General features: G+C 41.3%; 12 protein-coding genes. 10 read left to right on the top strand and 2 right to left on the bottom strand.

Translation table 11 applies throughout. From position 1 onward, the window contains the following. Positions 1 to 133: 133 nt before the first annotated feature. The 10 genes from AC4QJR_RS23310 to AC4QJR_RS23355 all read left to right on the top strand — a co-directional run bounded on the left by AC4QJR_RS23310 (position 134) and on the right by AC4QJR_RS23355 (position 13668). Positions 134 to 1246 (top strand): methionine biosynthesis PLP-dependent protein, encoded by a 1113-nt coding sequence (locus AC4QJR_RS23310; protein WP_496524348.1) that lies wholly within the window; start codon positions 134 to 136, stop codon positions 1244 to 1246. Beyond that, on the top strand, positions 1246 to 2439 hold the full coding sequence (gene metC / locus AC4QJR_RS23315) for a cystathionine beta-lyase (RefSeq protein ID WP_496524349.1): 1194 nt from the start codon (positions 1246 to 1248) through the stop codon (positions 2437 to 2439). Before AC4QJR_RS23310 ends, metC begins: the two co-directional genes overlap by 1 nt. Then, a complete protein-coding gene (locus tag AC4QJR_RS23320) occupies positions 2436 to 4301 on the top strand; it encodes a bifunctional homocysteine S-methyltransferase/methylenetetrahydrofolate reductase (RefSeq protein ID WP_496524350.1) in 1866 nt (621 codons plus the stop codon). The genes metC and AC4QJR_RS23320 overlap by 4 nt, the downstream gene beginning before the upstream one ends. Beyond that, positions 4279 to 7728: a methionine synthase gene (gene metH, locus AC4QJR_RS23325; protein WP_496524351.1), complete on the top strand. Its 3450-nt coding sequence runs from the start codon at positions 4279 to 4281 to the stop codon at positions 7726 to 7728. The genes AC4QJR_RS23320 and metH overlap by 23 nt, the downstream gene beginning before the upstream one ends. A gap of 141 nt (positions 7729 to 7869) precedes the next feature. After that, on the top strand, positions 7870 to 8283 hold the full coding sequence (locus AC4QJR_RS23330) for a MarR family winged helix-turn-helix transcriptional regulator (RefSeq protein WP_496524352.1): 414 nt from the start codon (positions 7870 to 7872) through the stop codon (positions 8281 to 8283). Positions 8284 to 8297: 14 nt separating this feature from the next. Then, on the top strand, positions 8298 to 9509 hold the full coding sequence (locus AC4QJR_RS23335) for an MFS transporter (protein ID WP_375377205.1): 1212 nt from the start codon (positions 8298 to 8300) through the stop codon (positions 9507 to 9509). A gap of 214 nt (positions 9510 to 9723) precedes the next feature. After that, positions 9724 to 10287: an NAD(P)/FAD-dependent oxidoreductase gene (locus tag AC4QJR_RS23340; protein WP_496524353.1), complete on the top strand. Its 564-nt coding sequence runs from the start codon at positions 9724 to 9726 to the stop codon at positions 10285 to 10287. A 27-nt stretch (positions 10288 to 10314) separates the two neighbouring features. Further along, the gene (locus AC4QJR_RS23345) at positions 10315 to 10698 is read left to right on the top strand and encodes a VOC family protein (RefSeq protein ID WP_496524354.1); all 384 of its coding nucleotides are present in this window, start codon (positions 10315 to 10317) and stop codon (positions 10696 to 10698) included. Positions 10699 to 10871: 173 nt separating this feature from the next. Beyond that, positions 10872 to 12383, top strand: a complete 1512-nt coding sequence (locus AC4QJR_RS23350) for an MDR family MFS transporter (RefSeq protein WP_496524355.1) — start codon at positions 10872 to 10874, stop codon at positions 12381 to 12383. Between the two features lie 310 nt (positions 12384 to 12693). Continuing rightward, complete coding sequence (locus tag AC4QJR_RS23355) at positions 12694 to 13668, top strand: nuclease-related domain-containing protein (RefSeq protein WP_496524356.1); 975 nt, start codon at positions 12694 to 12696, stop codon at positions 13666 to 13668. A gap of 221 nt (positions 13669 to 13889) precedes the next feature. Here the strand turns inward: AC4QJR_RS23355 and AC4QJR_RS23360 are convergent, their stop codons facing one another. Continuing rightward, positions 13890 to 14288 carry a cytosolic protein gene (locus AC4QJR_RS23360; protein WP_496524357.1) on the bottom strand — a complete coding sequence of 133 codons (399 nt, stop codon included), beginning with the start codon at positions 14286 to 14288 and terminating at the stop codon, positions 13890 to 13892. 96 nt (positions 14289 to 14384) lie between these two features. Next, the gene (locus AC4QJR_RS23365; protein ID WP_180230044.1) at positions 14385 to 14534 is read right to left on the bottom strand and encodes a hypothetical protein; all 150 of its coding nucleotides are present in this window, start codon (positions 14532 to 14534) and stop codon (positions 14385 to 14387) included. Between the last annotated feature and the right edge of the window lie 3 nt (positions 14535 to 14537).

The following is a 14537-nucleotide window of genomic DNA, read 5'->3' on the forward strand; positions in this document are numbered from 1 at the left end:
TGACAAGTGCGTTGTGCATACAAAAGTCTTCTTCTTATAAGAAGACTTTTTTTATTTATCAAAAAGCTTTATTACTCAATCGCGTTAATGTGAAATATTATATTAATTTTTTTATTACTAAGGAGTGTCCGTTATGTACAAAATCGATACGAAACTTGCCCAAATAGGTAACCGAAGTGAAACAACTACTGGAACGGTTAACCCACCTGTATACTTTTCAACGGCCTTCCGCCATGAGGGTATTGGCCAATCAACTGGCTTTGACTATACGCGAACAGGAAATCCAACACGCCAGCTCCTTGAGAAAACTATTGCTGATTTAGAGAATGCGGATCAGGGATATGCATGCAGTTCTGGTATGGCGGCCATTCAACTGATCCTTGCACTATTTGAATCTGGTGACGAATGGATCGTCAGTGAAGATTTATATGGAGGTACCTACCGCCTATTAGAAAAGGGATATAAAAAATGGGGCTTAACGACTCAATATGTGAATACCTGTTGTCCGGATGAGATTGAAAAGAAAATTACCCCGCAAACAAAAGCTATTTTCTTAGAAACACCAACCAATCCGCTCATGCAGGAATCTGATATTGCGGCAGTTTCAAAAATTGCAAAGCAGCACGGATTATTATTAATCGTGGATAACACTTTCTATACGCCACTCCTGCAGCAGCCGATTACACTTGGTGCGGATATTGTCATCCACAGTGCAACGAAATACTTAGGTGGACATAATGACGTCCTTGCCGGCCTTGTTGTTGCAACTGGGAAAGAACTTTGTGAAGCATTGGCCTTCCACCATAACGGTGCTGGAGCGGTGCTAAGTCCCTTTGATTCTTGGTTATTAATGCGCGGAATGAAAACATTGTCTCTTCGGTTGGAACGACATGAAAAAAATGCAAAAAACATCGTCGAATTTCTTTCGGAGCATGATGCGGTGACAGATGTCCTTTACCCTGGCCGAGGTGGAATGGTTTCTTTTAGGATCAAAGACGAAACTTGGGTTAATCCATTTTTACAAGGTTTAAAGCTTATTAGTTTTGCGGAAAGTTTAGGTGGGACAGAAAGCTTTATTACCTATCCGGCAACACAAACACATGCGGATATTCCAGAAGAAGTTCGAATTCAAGCAGGCGTTTGTAACCGGTTATTACGTTTTTCCGTAGGACTTGAGGATTCACAGGACATAATAGAAGATTTAGAAAAAGCATTTATCCATGTTCAAGAAGGAGTGATTGCCTAATGTCACACGATCAATATACTTTTGAAACCAGACTCCTTCATAATAAGCACAAAATTGATCCAGTAACTGGAGCGGTTAGTGTACCGATCCAGCATGCATCAACCTTCCACCAATCGGACTTCGATCAGTTTGGCAAGTATGATTATGGCCGCAGTTTAAATCCGACAAGAGAAGCACTTGAAGATGTGATTGCAGAACTCGAAGGTGGAATCAAAGGATTTGCCTTTTCATCTGGGATGGCGGCCATTTCAACAGCGTTCCTCTTGCTTTCTGCAGGTGATCATATTGTTATTACAGAGGATGTGTATGGCGGGACATTTCGGATGGTCACGCAAGTTCTCACCCGACTTGGAATTGACCATACCTTTGTTGATATGACAAATTTAGAGGAAGTAAAAGAAGCTATTCAGCCGAACACAAAAGCGTTTTATGTAGAAACACCATCGAATCCATTAATGAAAGTGACTGACATACGAGCAATAAGCAACCTTGCAAAGGAGACGGGTGCATTAACATTCGTCGATAACACGTTCCTTACCCCTTCACATCAAAAACCATTAGAGCTAGGTGCGGATGTTGTCCTGCACAGCGCGACGAAATTTTTATCTGGCCATAGTGATGTTGTTGCGGGACTTGCAGTCGTCAATGACGAATACCTGGCGAAAAGATTAGGCTTTTTACAGAATGGATTTGGGGCCATCTTAGGCGTTCAAGATGCATGGCTAGTATTAAGAGGAATCAAAACACTGCACGTACGCTTGGAACAATCTCAAAATTCAGCTATCAAACTAGCAGAGTTTTTAAATGCTCACCCGCTTGTTGATAAGGTCCATTATCCAGGACTGGAAAGTCACCCGCAATATCACATTCAGAAGAATCAAGCTGCTGGACCTGGAGCAGTCCTATCTTTTGAATTAGCAAATGAAGATGCATTGCGAACCTTTTTAGCAAACGTGGAAATACCTGTTTTTGCTGTCAGTCTTGGAGCGGTAGAATCTATTCTCTCTTATCCGGCAAAAATGTCCCATGCTGCGATGCCTCAAGAAGATCGAGAAAAGCGCGGGATTACCAATAGTCTTGTTCGTTTATCGGTTGGACTAGAAAATCCTGATGATTTGATAAAGGATTTTTCACAGGCTCTAGAACATGTTCGTAAGAATCATTTGGTACTACAACAAGGAGAATCATCATGAGCTTTTTAGAAAAATTAAAAAATCAAATCTTAATCGCCGATGGCGCCATGGGAACCCTATTGTATTCCTACGGTAAAGATAGCTGTTTGGAGGAATTGAATCTTTCCCAGCCAGACCACATCCGATCCATCCATAAAGCCTATATTGATGCGGGAGCTGATGTGATTCAAACCAATACCTATGCAGCAAACTACCTTAAGCTGCAAAGGTATGGTTTAGAGGATTCCGTCAAGGAAATTAACAGTGCTGCTGTCCAATTGGCTAAACAAGCTGCTTCCAGGTCCAATACGTTCGTCCTTGGAACGATTGGCGGCAATCGCGGAATTAAACCAGATTCAGTATCGATTGATGAATTAAAACGCAGTTTCCGTGAACAATTGTATTGTCTCCTTCTAGAAGGAGTGGATGGTCTATTGCTCGAAACCTTTTATAATTTGGAAGAGCTTGAGACCGTTCTATCGATTGCTAGAAAGGAAACTAAACTGCCAATCATTGCACAGGTTTCCCATCAGGAGCCCGGATTTTTACAGGACCGTACACCTGTTAATGACGCCTTAAAACGACTAGAAGCTCTTGGGGCGGATGTCGTTGGACTTAATTGCCGTCTCGGTCCCCATCATATGTTACTAGCCTTGGAACAGATCGAACTACCTAAACATGCTTTCTTATCAGCCTATCCAAACGCTAGTCTCCCTGCCTATACGGATGGTAAATTTCATTACGAGGGCGATGCCGATTATTTTCGAAATTCAGCACGGGCTTTCCGCAGTCAAGGCGTTCGATTGCTTGGGGGCTGCTGCGGGACAACGCCAGAACATATTAAAGCCTTTGCAGCTGAATTAAAGAATAGTGTCCCGATTACTGAAAAAATAGTAAAATTAAAACCAAAGAGAATTATCGTTGATCAACTTTCTCCACAAAGGGAGTTCACTCCCCTTCAAGAAATCGTGAAAGAAAGGCCATCGGTAATCGTAGAATTAGATCCGCCTAGAAAACTAGATACAACAAAGTTCTTCGAAGGAGCCAAAGCCCTAAAAGAAGCAGGGATTGATTCGATTACTTTAGCGGATAATTCTCTTGCAACGGTTCGTATCTCAAACGAATCTTTAGGATATTTAGTGAAAGAAAAATTAGGAATGCGTCCGCTGATTCATATTGCTTGCCGTGATCGCAATATTATTGGCTTGCAATCCCATTTAATGGGGCTTCATACGCTTGGGATGAATGATGTTTTAGCGATTACAGGTGACCCTGCAAGAGTAGGCGATTTCCCTGGTGCTTCTTCTGTTTATGATGTTTCTTCTTTTGAATTGATCCAGATGATTAAACAATTAAATGAAGGTTTATCTTTTTCTGGAAAGGATTTGGGGCAAAAGACATCTTTTAGTATTGCTGCAGCCTTTAATCCAAATGTTCGCTCTGTTGAAAAAGCAGTAAAGAGATTAGAGAAGAAGATACAGTACGGTGCTGATTATTTTATCTCCCAGCCAGTTTTTTCAGAGGAAAAATTAATCGAAGTCTATGAGCAGACCAAACATCTTGATGCACCTATTTATATAGGCCTTATGCCGCTGACAAGCAGTAAAAATGCCGAATTCCTTCATAATGAAGTGCCGGGAATCAAAATTGCTGATTCAATCCGGAACCGAATGGCAATGTTCAACGATAATCCCGAACAGGCGGCGCGTGAAGGAATTGAAATAACTAAGTCACTTATCGATACTGCACTCGATTTATTTAACGGAATTTATTTGATTACCCCATTTTTACGCTATGAATTAACTGCTGAATTGGCGTTATATACTCGTCAGCGTTCAAGTGAATTGAGGAGGAGCAACTATGCCGAAAACACCATTTACTGAACAACTCAAAAAACGAATCCTCGTCATGGACGGGGCGATGGGAACAATGATCCAAGAAGCAAATCTGACAGCGGAAGACTTCGGCGGCGAGCAGTACGAGGGATGTAACGAGAACCTTGTTCTAACTGCACCCTCAGTTATTGCTAATATTCACCGTGAATATTTAGAAGCTGGGGCAGACATCATCGAGACAAATACGTTCGGGGCAACAAGCTTGGTCCTCGATGAATATGAACTTGGTTTTAAAGCTTATGAGATCAATAAAATCGCTGCCTTTCTCGCTGTGAAGGAAGCATACAAAGTATCAACAGATGAGTGGCCTCGATATGTGGCTGGATCGATGGGACCGACAACAAAAACATTAAGTGTCACGGGTGGAACTACCTTTGATGCCCTGGCAGCCTCCTATGAAGAGCAAGCGATTGGCTTAATCGATGGCGGAGTTGATCTCCTTCTTTTAGAAACAAGTCAAGATATGTTGAATGTAAAAGCAGGCTATGTTGGGATTGAGCGGGCGTTCGAAAAAACGGGGAAAACACTGCCGCTGTTTATTTCGGGAACAATTGAGCCAATGGGGACAACACTTGCAGGACAATCAATTGAATCGTTTTTTATCTCCGTTGAGCATATGAATCCTGTTGCTGTTGGACTTAACTGTGCTACAGGTCCTGAGTTCATGCAGGACCATGTCCGCTCACTTGCAAATTTGGCATCCACAGCTGTCAGCTGCTATCCAAATGCTGGTTTGCCTGATGAAGAAGGACATTATCACGAAACACCTGAGACGTTAGCGAAAAAGCTGGCTGATTTTGCTGCTCATGGCTGGCTGAATATTGTTGGCGGCTGTTGTGGAACGACTCCTGCCCATATAAGAGCCATCGCAGATGCGATGAAGGAATTCCAACCGAGAGAATTTAAGCCAAATGCCGTTCATATGGTCTCAGGTATTGAACCATTTATCTATGATGACCCTACACTAAGACCAATTATGGTCGGTGAACGGACAAATGTAATCGGCTCACGCAAATTCAAACGTTTAATCACGGAGGGGAAATTCGAGGAAGCAGCAGAGATTGCCCGTGCCCAAGTCAAAGGCGGTGCGCATGTCATTGACCTCTGCCTTGCCGACCCTGACCGTGAAGAAATGGTTGATATGGAAAACTTTATTAAAGAAGTGGTAAAGAAAGTAAAGGCTCCCCTTGTTATTGATTCTACTGATGAAAAGGTTATTGAGCGGGCGCTTAAATATTCACAAGGTAAAGCGATTATCAATTCCATTAATCTCGAAGATGGCGAAGAACGCTTTGAAGCGGTAGTTCCATTAATCCATCGCTACGGTGCAGCTGTTGTTGTCGGGACCATTGATGAGGAAGGAATGGGAGTTACCGCAGAGCAAAAACTAAAGATTGCGAAACGATCCCATGATCTTCTTGTCAAAAAATATCGTCTAAAACCACAGGATCTCATTTTTGACCCGCTCGTGTTTCCTGTTGGGACTGGCGATGAACAATATATCGGTTCCGCCAAGGCTACGGTTGAGGGAATTAGGTTAATTAAGGAAAATTTACCAGAGGTACAAACCATCCTTGGCATTAGTAATGTTTCCTTCGGGCTTCCTCCTGTGGGCAGAGAAGTACTCAATTCTGTATTCCTCTACCACTGCACCCAAGCAGGACTAGATTATGCGATTGTTAATACGGAAAAACTAGAGCGGTTTGCTTCCATTTCTAAAGAAGAAGTCCAATTAGCAGAAGCTCTTTTATTTGATACAACTGATGAAACGTTAGCTACCTTTACGGAATTTTATCGAGGCAAAAAGAAAGAATCGAAATCCACTGTTCCAAATATGACTCTTGACGAGCGGCTCGCCTATTATGTGGTGGAGGGAACAAAAGAAGGATTACTGCCAGATTTAGACCTAGCACTTGAAACCTACCCTGCCCCACTGGATATTATTAATGGGCCATTAATGGAAGGGATGAAGGAAGTTGGCCGTCTCTTTAACGATAACCAGCTCATCGTTGCCGAGGTTCTTCAAAGTGCAGAAGTTATGAAAGCTGCCGTTTCGCATTTAGAGCCTCACATGGAAAAAGGCGATGTTTCTGCTTCTAAAGGAAAAATCATTTTAGCTACTGTCAAAGGTGACGTTCATGATATTGGGAAGAACCTCGTCGATATCATCCTCAGCAATAATGGTTATGAAGTAATCGACCTTGGGATCAAGGTTAATCCAACCGATTTAGTCCAGGCGATTCATCGTGAAAAACCAGACATGGTTGGCTTATCTGGCTTGTTGGTAAAGTCAGCACAGCAAATGGTGTTAACAGCACAGGATATGAAGGAATCCGGTATTGCCATCCCTATTCTGGTTGGAGGAGCAGCCCTTTCTCGGAAGTTCACTGATTCGAAGATTGCCAAGGAGTATGATGGACTTGTTCTTTATGCCAAAGATGCGATGACTGGTCTTTCGATTGCGAATCAATTGAATTCGGAAGAGGAAGTTCAGAAATTAATGCAAGAGAAAAAGGAAAAATTAGAATCTCTAGCTATTCCTAGAGAGTTTGAGCGCCCTTCCTCTGTTTCCGTTGCTGTAAAACCGAAGCCAGCGGTGTCTACCCAGGTTCCTGTCTTTACGCCAATGGATACAAAGCGGCATGTCCTTAAATCATATTCCCTTTCTCATATTGAACCATATATCAATATGCAAATGTTGATTGGTCACCATCTTGGTGTGAAAGGGAAAATTGCCAGGTTATTAGCCGAAAAGGATGAAAAAGCGGTAAAGGTGAAAGAAGTCGTTGACCAATTATTGACTGATGCGCGGGTAAACGGCTGGATTTCTCCAGCTGCTGCTTATCAATTTTTCCCTGCACAAGCGGATGGAAATAAAGTGCTAATCTTTAATCCAGAAAATCCAGACGAGGTCATTGAAACATTTGACTTCCCGCGTCAGGAATCGGCACCACATCTTTGTTTAGCTGATTTCCTTAAGTCAGTGGACAGTGGGGAGAAAGATTATGTCGGCTTCTTTACGGTTACAGCTGGCAGAGGAATCCGTGAAAAAGCGGAGCAATTTAAGCAGGATGGACGCTTTTTAGAGTCCCATGCTCTCCAAGCGCTGGCATTAGAGACGGCGGAAGGTTTTGCCGAGTTAATTCACCGTCAAATGCGCGACCGTTGGGGCTTCCCAGATCCACTTGATTTCAGCATGCAGGATCGTTTTACGGCCAAATATCAGGGTCAGCGTTTTTCATTTGGCTACCCTGCTTGTCCAGAATTGGAGGATCAAAAGAAGCTATTTAAGTTGATTCAACCAGAGGAAATCGGCATTCAGTTAACAGATGGCTGTATGATGGAGCCAGAAGCTTCTGTTTCAGCCATCGTATTTGCCCATCCGGAAGCACGGTATTTTAATGTATTAAGATAGGATTTTTATTGAATTGCGCGGAGTTTTAAAGGCTCCGCGCAATTTTTTTATCTGTATACCTTCCTTGACAATTTTCAATAAATACACTATAGTTACCTAGGTAACTAATTAATCAAAAGAAGTTTGAGGTGTGCTACATAAATGAATAGCCACGAATTATTCCATACACTGCATCAGCTTTCACGGCACCTGACAAATAAACTCAATGAAGCACTGAAACCTTTAGGTTTATACGGGTCACAATGGTCCGTCATTTTTGTTTTACAAACCAAAGGTTCATTAACCCAAAAAGAACTTTGTGATTATTTATTCGTTGAAGCCCCACCGATGACACGCACCATTCAACGGCTTGTCAAACAAGGATACGTACGTCAGGTCCCAGGAAAAGATAAGCGCGAGAAACTGGTTCAATTAACAGATGCGGCATTGACGCTGTACCCAGAATGGGAAAAAGCCGTCATAGAAAATAATCAATCATTATTAAAGCATCTTCCAGAAGCATCACAGAAGGAGCTTCTTCATTTACAAAAAAGCTGGTTACAAAAGCTTTTATAAAAAGGAGTGATCATATGAATAAACCCAAATTATGGACGAAAAGTTTTATAAGTATTTCGTTAAGTAACTTTTTTCTATTTTTAACCTTTTATGTTTTACTTGTAACACTTCCTATATATGCAATCCAGGAATTTGACAGTAATGCTTCGCAAGCGGGATTGATGACAACTGTGTTTTTGATTTCGGCGATTATCTCTCGTCCGCTTGCTGGACAATGGCTTGAAAAAGCGGGTCATAAAAAAGTCCTGCTCACTGCACTGATCGTTTTCTCAGGTGCCTCGCTTTTATATTTCTTTCCAAAAACAATCCTTGGATTCTTGGCCATTCGTTTGTTACATGGGGTTGGTTTTGGCATGGCGACAACCGCTGCAGGGGCAATCGTGGCAGACCTTATTCCGATTTCGCGCCGTGGTGAAGGAATGGGTTATTTTATTATGTCAACCAATATGGCCATGGTGTTAGGGCCATTTATCGGCTTAACCTCCATTCAGCAGTGGGGCCCGGAAACTCTGTTCATTATTAGTGTCATTGTTGCGGTCGGGGCCTTGGTCACTGGATTAAGTGTAAACGTTAAAGAAACAGAGGAAACTGTCCATCCGGTTGTACAGTCTGCCTTTTCAATCAAAAGCCTGTTTGAGCCTTCGGCCGTTCCGATCGCCATTGTAGGCTGCTTTCTTGCCATCGTTTATTCAGCCCTTCTATCTTTCGTATCTGTTTTTGCAACAGAAATACACCTTGCAGAGGTTTCCTCCCTTTTCTTTGTGGTGTATGCGATTGTTTTATTAATTTCACGACCTTTTACCGGAAAATGGCTTGACCTGTATGGACCAAATGTAATTGTCTTTCCATCCATCGTATTGTTTGCGATTGGAATGTTGGTCTTAAGTCAAAGCGGCAGTGCGGTTACCTTTCTCCTTTCTGCAGGAATGATTGGTTTAGGCTGGGGAACGCTGTTTCCAACCTTCCAAACAATCGCGATCCAAGACGCTGCTCCACGAAAAAGAGGACTAGCTACCGCTACTTTCCTATCAATCTATGATATCGGGATTGCCTTGGGCTCGTTTGTGGTCGGATTAGCAGCCGCAAAAATGGATTATAGCTCTCTTTATTTCTTTTGTTCTTTCTATGTTCTTTTGGGTATTGTTCTTTATTATTTCCTTCATACCCGAAAACATGCTTCGTTTAAAGAACATAGCCAAAGAGAGGTAAATAACCTAAACTCGTAATGTACATGACCATCTATACCGCTTCAAACCAAGAACCTTCATTTCTAAACAGGGAATGTTGGTTCTTTTTATTTTGCGGACAGTGATATAGAGTTTGTTTATTAGAAAAATTCAAATATTTTATCGAAAGATAGGCAGTTGATTTTACATATCTTTCTATTTACGCTAATCTTATTTTGAAATCAATTTTTCAATATATGGGGAGGTAAATACTATGTTTGATGTATTAATTGTTGGTGCTGGACCTACTGGCGCAAGTGCGGCTCTTTTCACTGCGAAAGCTGGAAAGAAAACAGTGGTTATTGATAATGATAAGAGCGTGACAAAAAGAGCATGGATCGAAAACCATTATGGAGTGGCAGAAATTACTGGACCTGATCTTGTTGAAACTGGTAAAAAACAAGCAGGCAAATTTGGTGCAGAAATTGTTCAAGCTACTGTCTCAAATATCAGTAAAACAGAGGCTGGATTTAAAGTAGAAACAGATCAGGGTGAATATGAAGCAAAACATGTGATCCTTGCTACAGGAATGTCTGTTGATCTTGCGGAATCTGCCGGATTAACAACAAAGCCAGGAACTGAGCCACGAATCAAAGCAATTTTTGATGTTGATGCTTCAGGTAAAACAAATATTGACGGGATTTGGGCAGCTGGAACAGTTGCGGGTGTGAGCATGCACACTATCATTACTGCTGGCGATGGGGCCAAAGTGGCGATCAATGTTATCAGTGAAATTAATGGTGAACGCTATGTTGACCATGATGTTCTCAAAGCTTAAATAGGGATACATAAAGGAGGAAGTCAAATGGCTGTTAAGAAAATGGACCATGTCGGTGTATATGTTAATCACCTAGATGCCTCCCTAACCTTTTATCAAGAAGTGGTTGGTTTGGAGATAAAGGACAGGTTTACAATTGAAGACGGTTCGATTACACTAGCATTCCTTGGATTTAATGGTTCGGATGAAACTGAATTAGAATTAGTTCACGGCGGAAATCCTAATCTTCCAGCAGAAGGAAAAGTCAATCATATCGCTTTCCTGGTTGATGATATTGAAGAAGAATTCAACCGTTTACATGGTTTAAATGTAGTCTTTCTTAGTGATGAAATTGTGACACTTCCGAACGGGTATCGTAATTTCTTTGTACAAGGCCCCGATGATGAAAAAGTCGAGTTTTTCCAGAGATAAGATTATATTAAAAAAAGGGACTCAGTGCGGATGGGTCCCTTTCTTTTATTGGACGAGCTCGAGGCTTTTCACCATAAAAATTGACAGGTTTAATCCTTCCTTTTAAAATTGGTTTAGCTTGATTATCAATAAAAAAGCGGAGCCTTTTATTTTTAATATTAAGGGGAAATTTTATGATCAAAAAAGACACAAATCTTAAACCCGTTGTCGCGGGTTTGCTGTTGGGGATTTTAATGTCAGCTATGGATAACACCATTGTGGCAACAGCGATGGCGACCATTGTAGCAGACCTCGGTGGTTTTGATAAATTTATTTGGGTCACCTCTGCCTATATGGTAGCTGTAATGGCAGGGATGCCTATTTTCGGTAAGCTTTCCGATATGTACGGACGGAAACGCTTTTTTATTTTTGGATTGATTGTCTTTCTGATTGGATCGGCTTTGTGTGGTGTGGCCCAGGATATCATACAGCTTAGTATTTATCGAGCGATTCAAGGTATCGGCGGCGGGGCACTAATGCCAATCGCCTTTACCATCGTTTTTGATATCTTCCCACCCGAAAACCGTGGGAAAATGACTGGTTTACTGGGAGCTGTTTTTGGAGCATCCAGTGTATTAGGACCATTACTTGGTGCGTATATTACTGATTATATTAGTTGGCATTGGGTATTCTACGTAAATGTACCTATTGGTATTGTTTCGATCTTTTTAATTGTTCGTTACTACCATGAATCATTGCAGCATTCGAAGCAAAAGGTTGATTGGCTTGGCGCGATTACCCTGGTTATTTCGGTGGTCAGCTTAATGTTCGCACTTGAACTAGGCGGAAAAGAATATGCTTGGGATTCTACCCCGATCATCGGGTTATTTGCAAGCTTCTTCGTCTTTTTTGTAGCTTTCTTTATTGCCGAAATAAAGGCTGCTGAACCAATTCTGCCGCTTTGGCTGTTCAAAAGACGATTATTTGCCACCTCGCAAATCTTATCGTTTTTATATGGCGGAACGTTTATTATCTTAACGGTTTTTATCCCTATCTTTGTTCAAGCGGTCTACGGCGGGTCAGCTAAAAATGCAGGATTAATTTTGACGCCAATGATGCTTGGCTCTGTTGCGGGGAGTTCTGTCGGGGGGATTTTCTTAACGAAAACGTCCTACCGCAATTTGATGATTGTTTCGATTATTTCCTATGCTCTTGGCATGTATTCCCTTGGAACGTTGACGGTTGATACAGCCCGCTGGCTGCTGACCATCTATATGATTTTGGTTGGCTTTGGGGTTGGATTTTCATTCTCCTTGTTGCCGACGGCATCTATGCACAATTTAGAACCGCAAAATCGCGGCACAGCCAACTCTACGAACTCATTTTTGCGGTCGTTTGGAATGACACTTGGCGTAACGGTTTATGGCACCCTGCAAAACAACTTGTTTGCTGATAAATTAAAAGAAGCATTCAAAGATATGCAAGGGGCAGGAGATTTTAAAATGGGCGATCCACGCCAAATCTTCCAAGCGAGTGAACGCTCGAAAATCCCTGACTTTATCTTGGATAAAATTATTGCGGCGATGTCCGCTTCGATTACACATACCTTTTTACTAACACTAATTCCAATTGGGATTGCGGCGGTTACGATCTTTTTCATGGGCAATGCCCGAGTGGTTGTCAGTAAAAAAACTGGCAATGGATAATGAATAAGCACTTGGGCGATGTTCCGATCGTTCCCTAAGTGCTTATTTTTGTTGCTATTCTGTAAACTTACCGGCGATTGGATAAAATAGGGATTCGCTCATTGACTACCGGAATTCGCCCATTAACTACTGAAATTCGCTCATTGAAACCCGGGAATCGCTCATTAACTACTAAAATTCGCTCATTGAATTCCGATCATTCGCTGATAGAATTATATTCGAAAAATATTTTACAAGAATCGATAAAATTCGGCAGGAATTTCAATCCACATATTAGAATTTTAAACTTAAAATGAGAGGAGTGATAATTTTGGTAATAAAAGAAAGGACAAAACCATTAATTTTGCTTATTTTAGAGGCTTTAATGCGGCGTCTTCCCCCCAGCCACCAGAAGTACCAGCAAATTTTAGAAGAGCATGGGCGGAGGCAGGCTGGTTACATAGGAGAGAAATCACTCGATTACTATTACCGTGAACTGCCGCATCAAAAATATATGATCCTCCACGATTTAAACCTTCCTGATGGCGACTATAACTGCCAAATTGATACCCTTCTTTTAACACCTGAATTCGCCCTAGCGATTGATGTCAAAAATATGGCTGGAAAGTTAATCTTTGATACGGAAAATGAACAGTTTATTCAAATCAATAATGGGAATGAAAAAGGATACCCCTACCCGATTGCACAGGCGGAAAGGCATCAAAAGTACTTGCAGAAACTTCTAGCTGCACATCATTTTCCTCCCGTTCCGGTTGAATATTTAGTAGTGATCAGTAATAGTTATACTTCCTATGCAGTTACAGGAAAAAATGCCCACAAAATAAAACCGCGAGTATGTAAGGCCGATGTCTTCTTAAACAAAATTACCCTTTTAGAAAAACAATATTCGAAACCGCTACTGACCTCTAAGGAACTCAAGAAGCTTTGCCGCCTCCTAGTGAAAATGAATACCGTTCCGACAAGCTATGTACTAAATAAGTACGGTATTCAAAAATCAGACTTGTTAACAGGTGTCCACTGTCCTACCAACTCTAATCATTCCCTCATTCGTAAAAAACAAAATTGGTATTGCCCTTCCTGCGATGCTTTTTCAAAAGAAGCACATATTAACGCACTGAAGGATTATTTTCTGCTGTTTGGTCCGACGATAACCAATAAGCAGTTTCGGGAATTTGCTCATATAAAATCACGTGATGTTGCAAAAAGGATACTTTTATCTTGTAATCTTCAATGCCTTGGAAAGTACAGAGCACGGTACTACGCCCCTAAGAAGTTCCCTTGGTGAGTTTTTAATTACTTTCTAACAAGATAAACTGCGATTCGCTCATAAAGTATTAAGATTCGCCCATTGAACATGGAAATTCGCTCGATGATTGATGGAGTTCGCTCATTAAACACCAAAATTCGCCCAAAAGCTAAAATATGCAACTCTTAGATTTCCCATTTCAGATAAAAAACCAATAAAGGACACCTAATTTAGGTGTCCTCAATCCAATAACTCACTATTTATACCTCAATATCTTTCCCTTCCTCAACAACATGGAACAATAAATGGGCTAAGTGATGAATCGGGCCGTATTCTTCTTGATCTTCATCGTCTGGTTCTTCGTTAAATTCCATATCATTTAAGAACAGTGCCATGAATTGGTAAAAGTCCTTCAATTGGAAAGAATAGCAGCCGACTGGGTCTTCATTGTCTTCTTCATAATGCAATATCATGTAGGAGAGGTCCCCGTCCACATCTTCTGCATCAAAAAACACAAATAGGCCAATGTTTGTGTCGAGCTCGAATAGATGCCTTGTTCCACCTTCTGTTGCTTTCGTGAAATCGTCCTGGCTTAGTTTCTGAATTTGCATGCTATCTACATTATCTTCTTGATGGAATCCGACAACAAATGATTTCATATTTTTCTCCTTCTTTCACTCCAAAAATAAAAAACACATATTATTAGCATGCCCTAATACAATAAAAAAATCCCTGATAGGTTCAGGGATTTACAATCAGCCAATCGGCGGTTGAATTGGATGGTTTAACACATTATCTTCCGTCGAAATGGCCACATCATATGTAGTTGAAACTTTTACATCTTTCGTGGTCGCGAAAAGTGCAATCAGTGAGATTGAAAACAATAGGACAACAAACTTTTTCATTGA

Source organism: Neobacillus sp. BP17 (genome assembly GCF_059579525.1).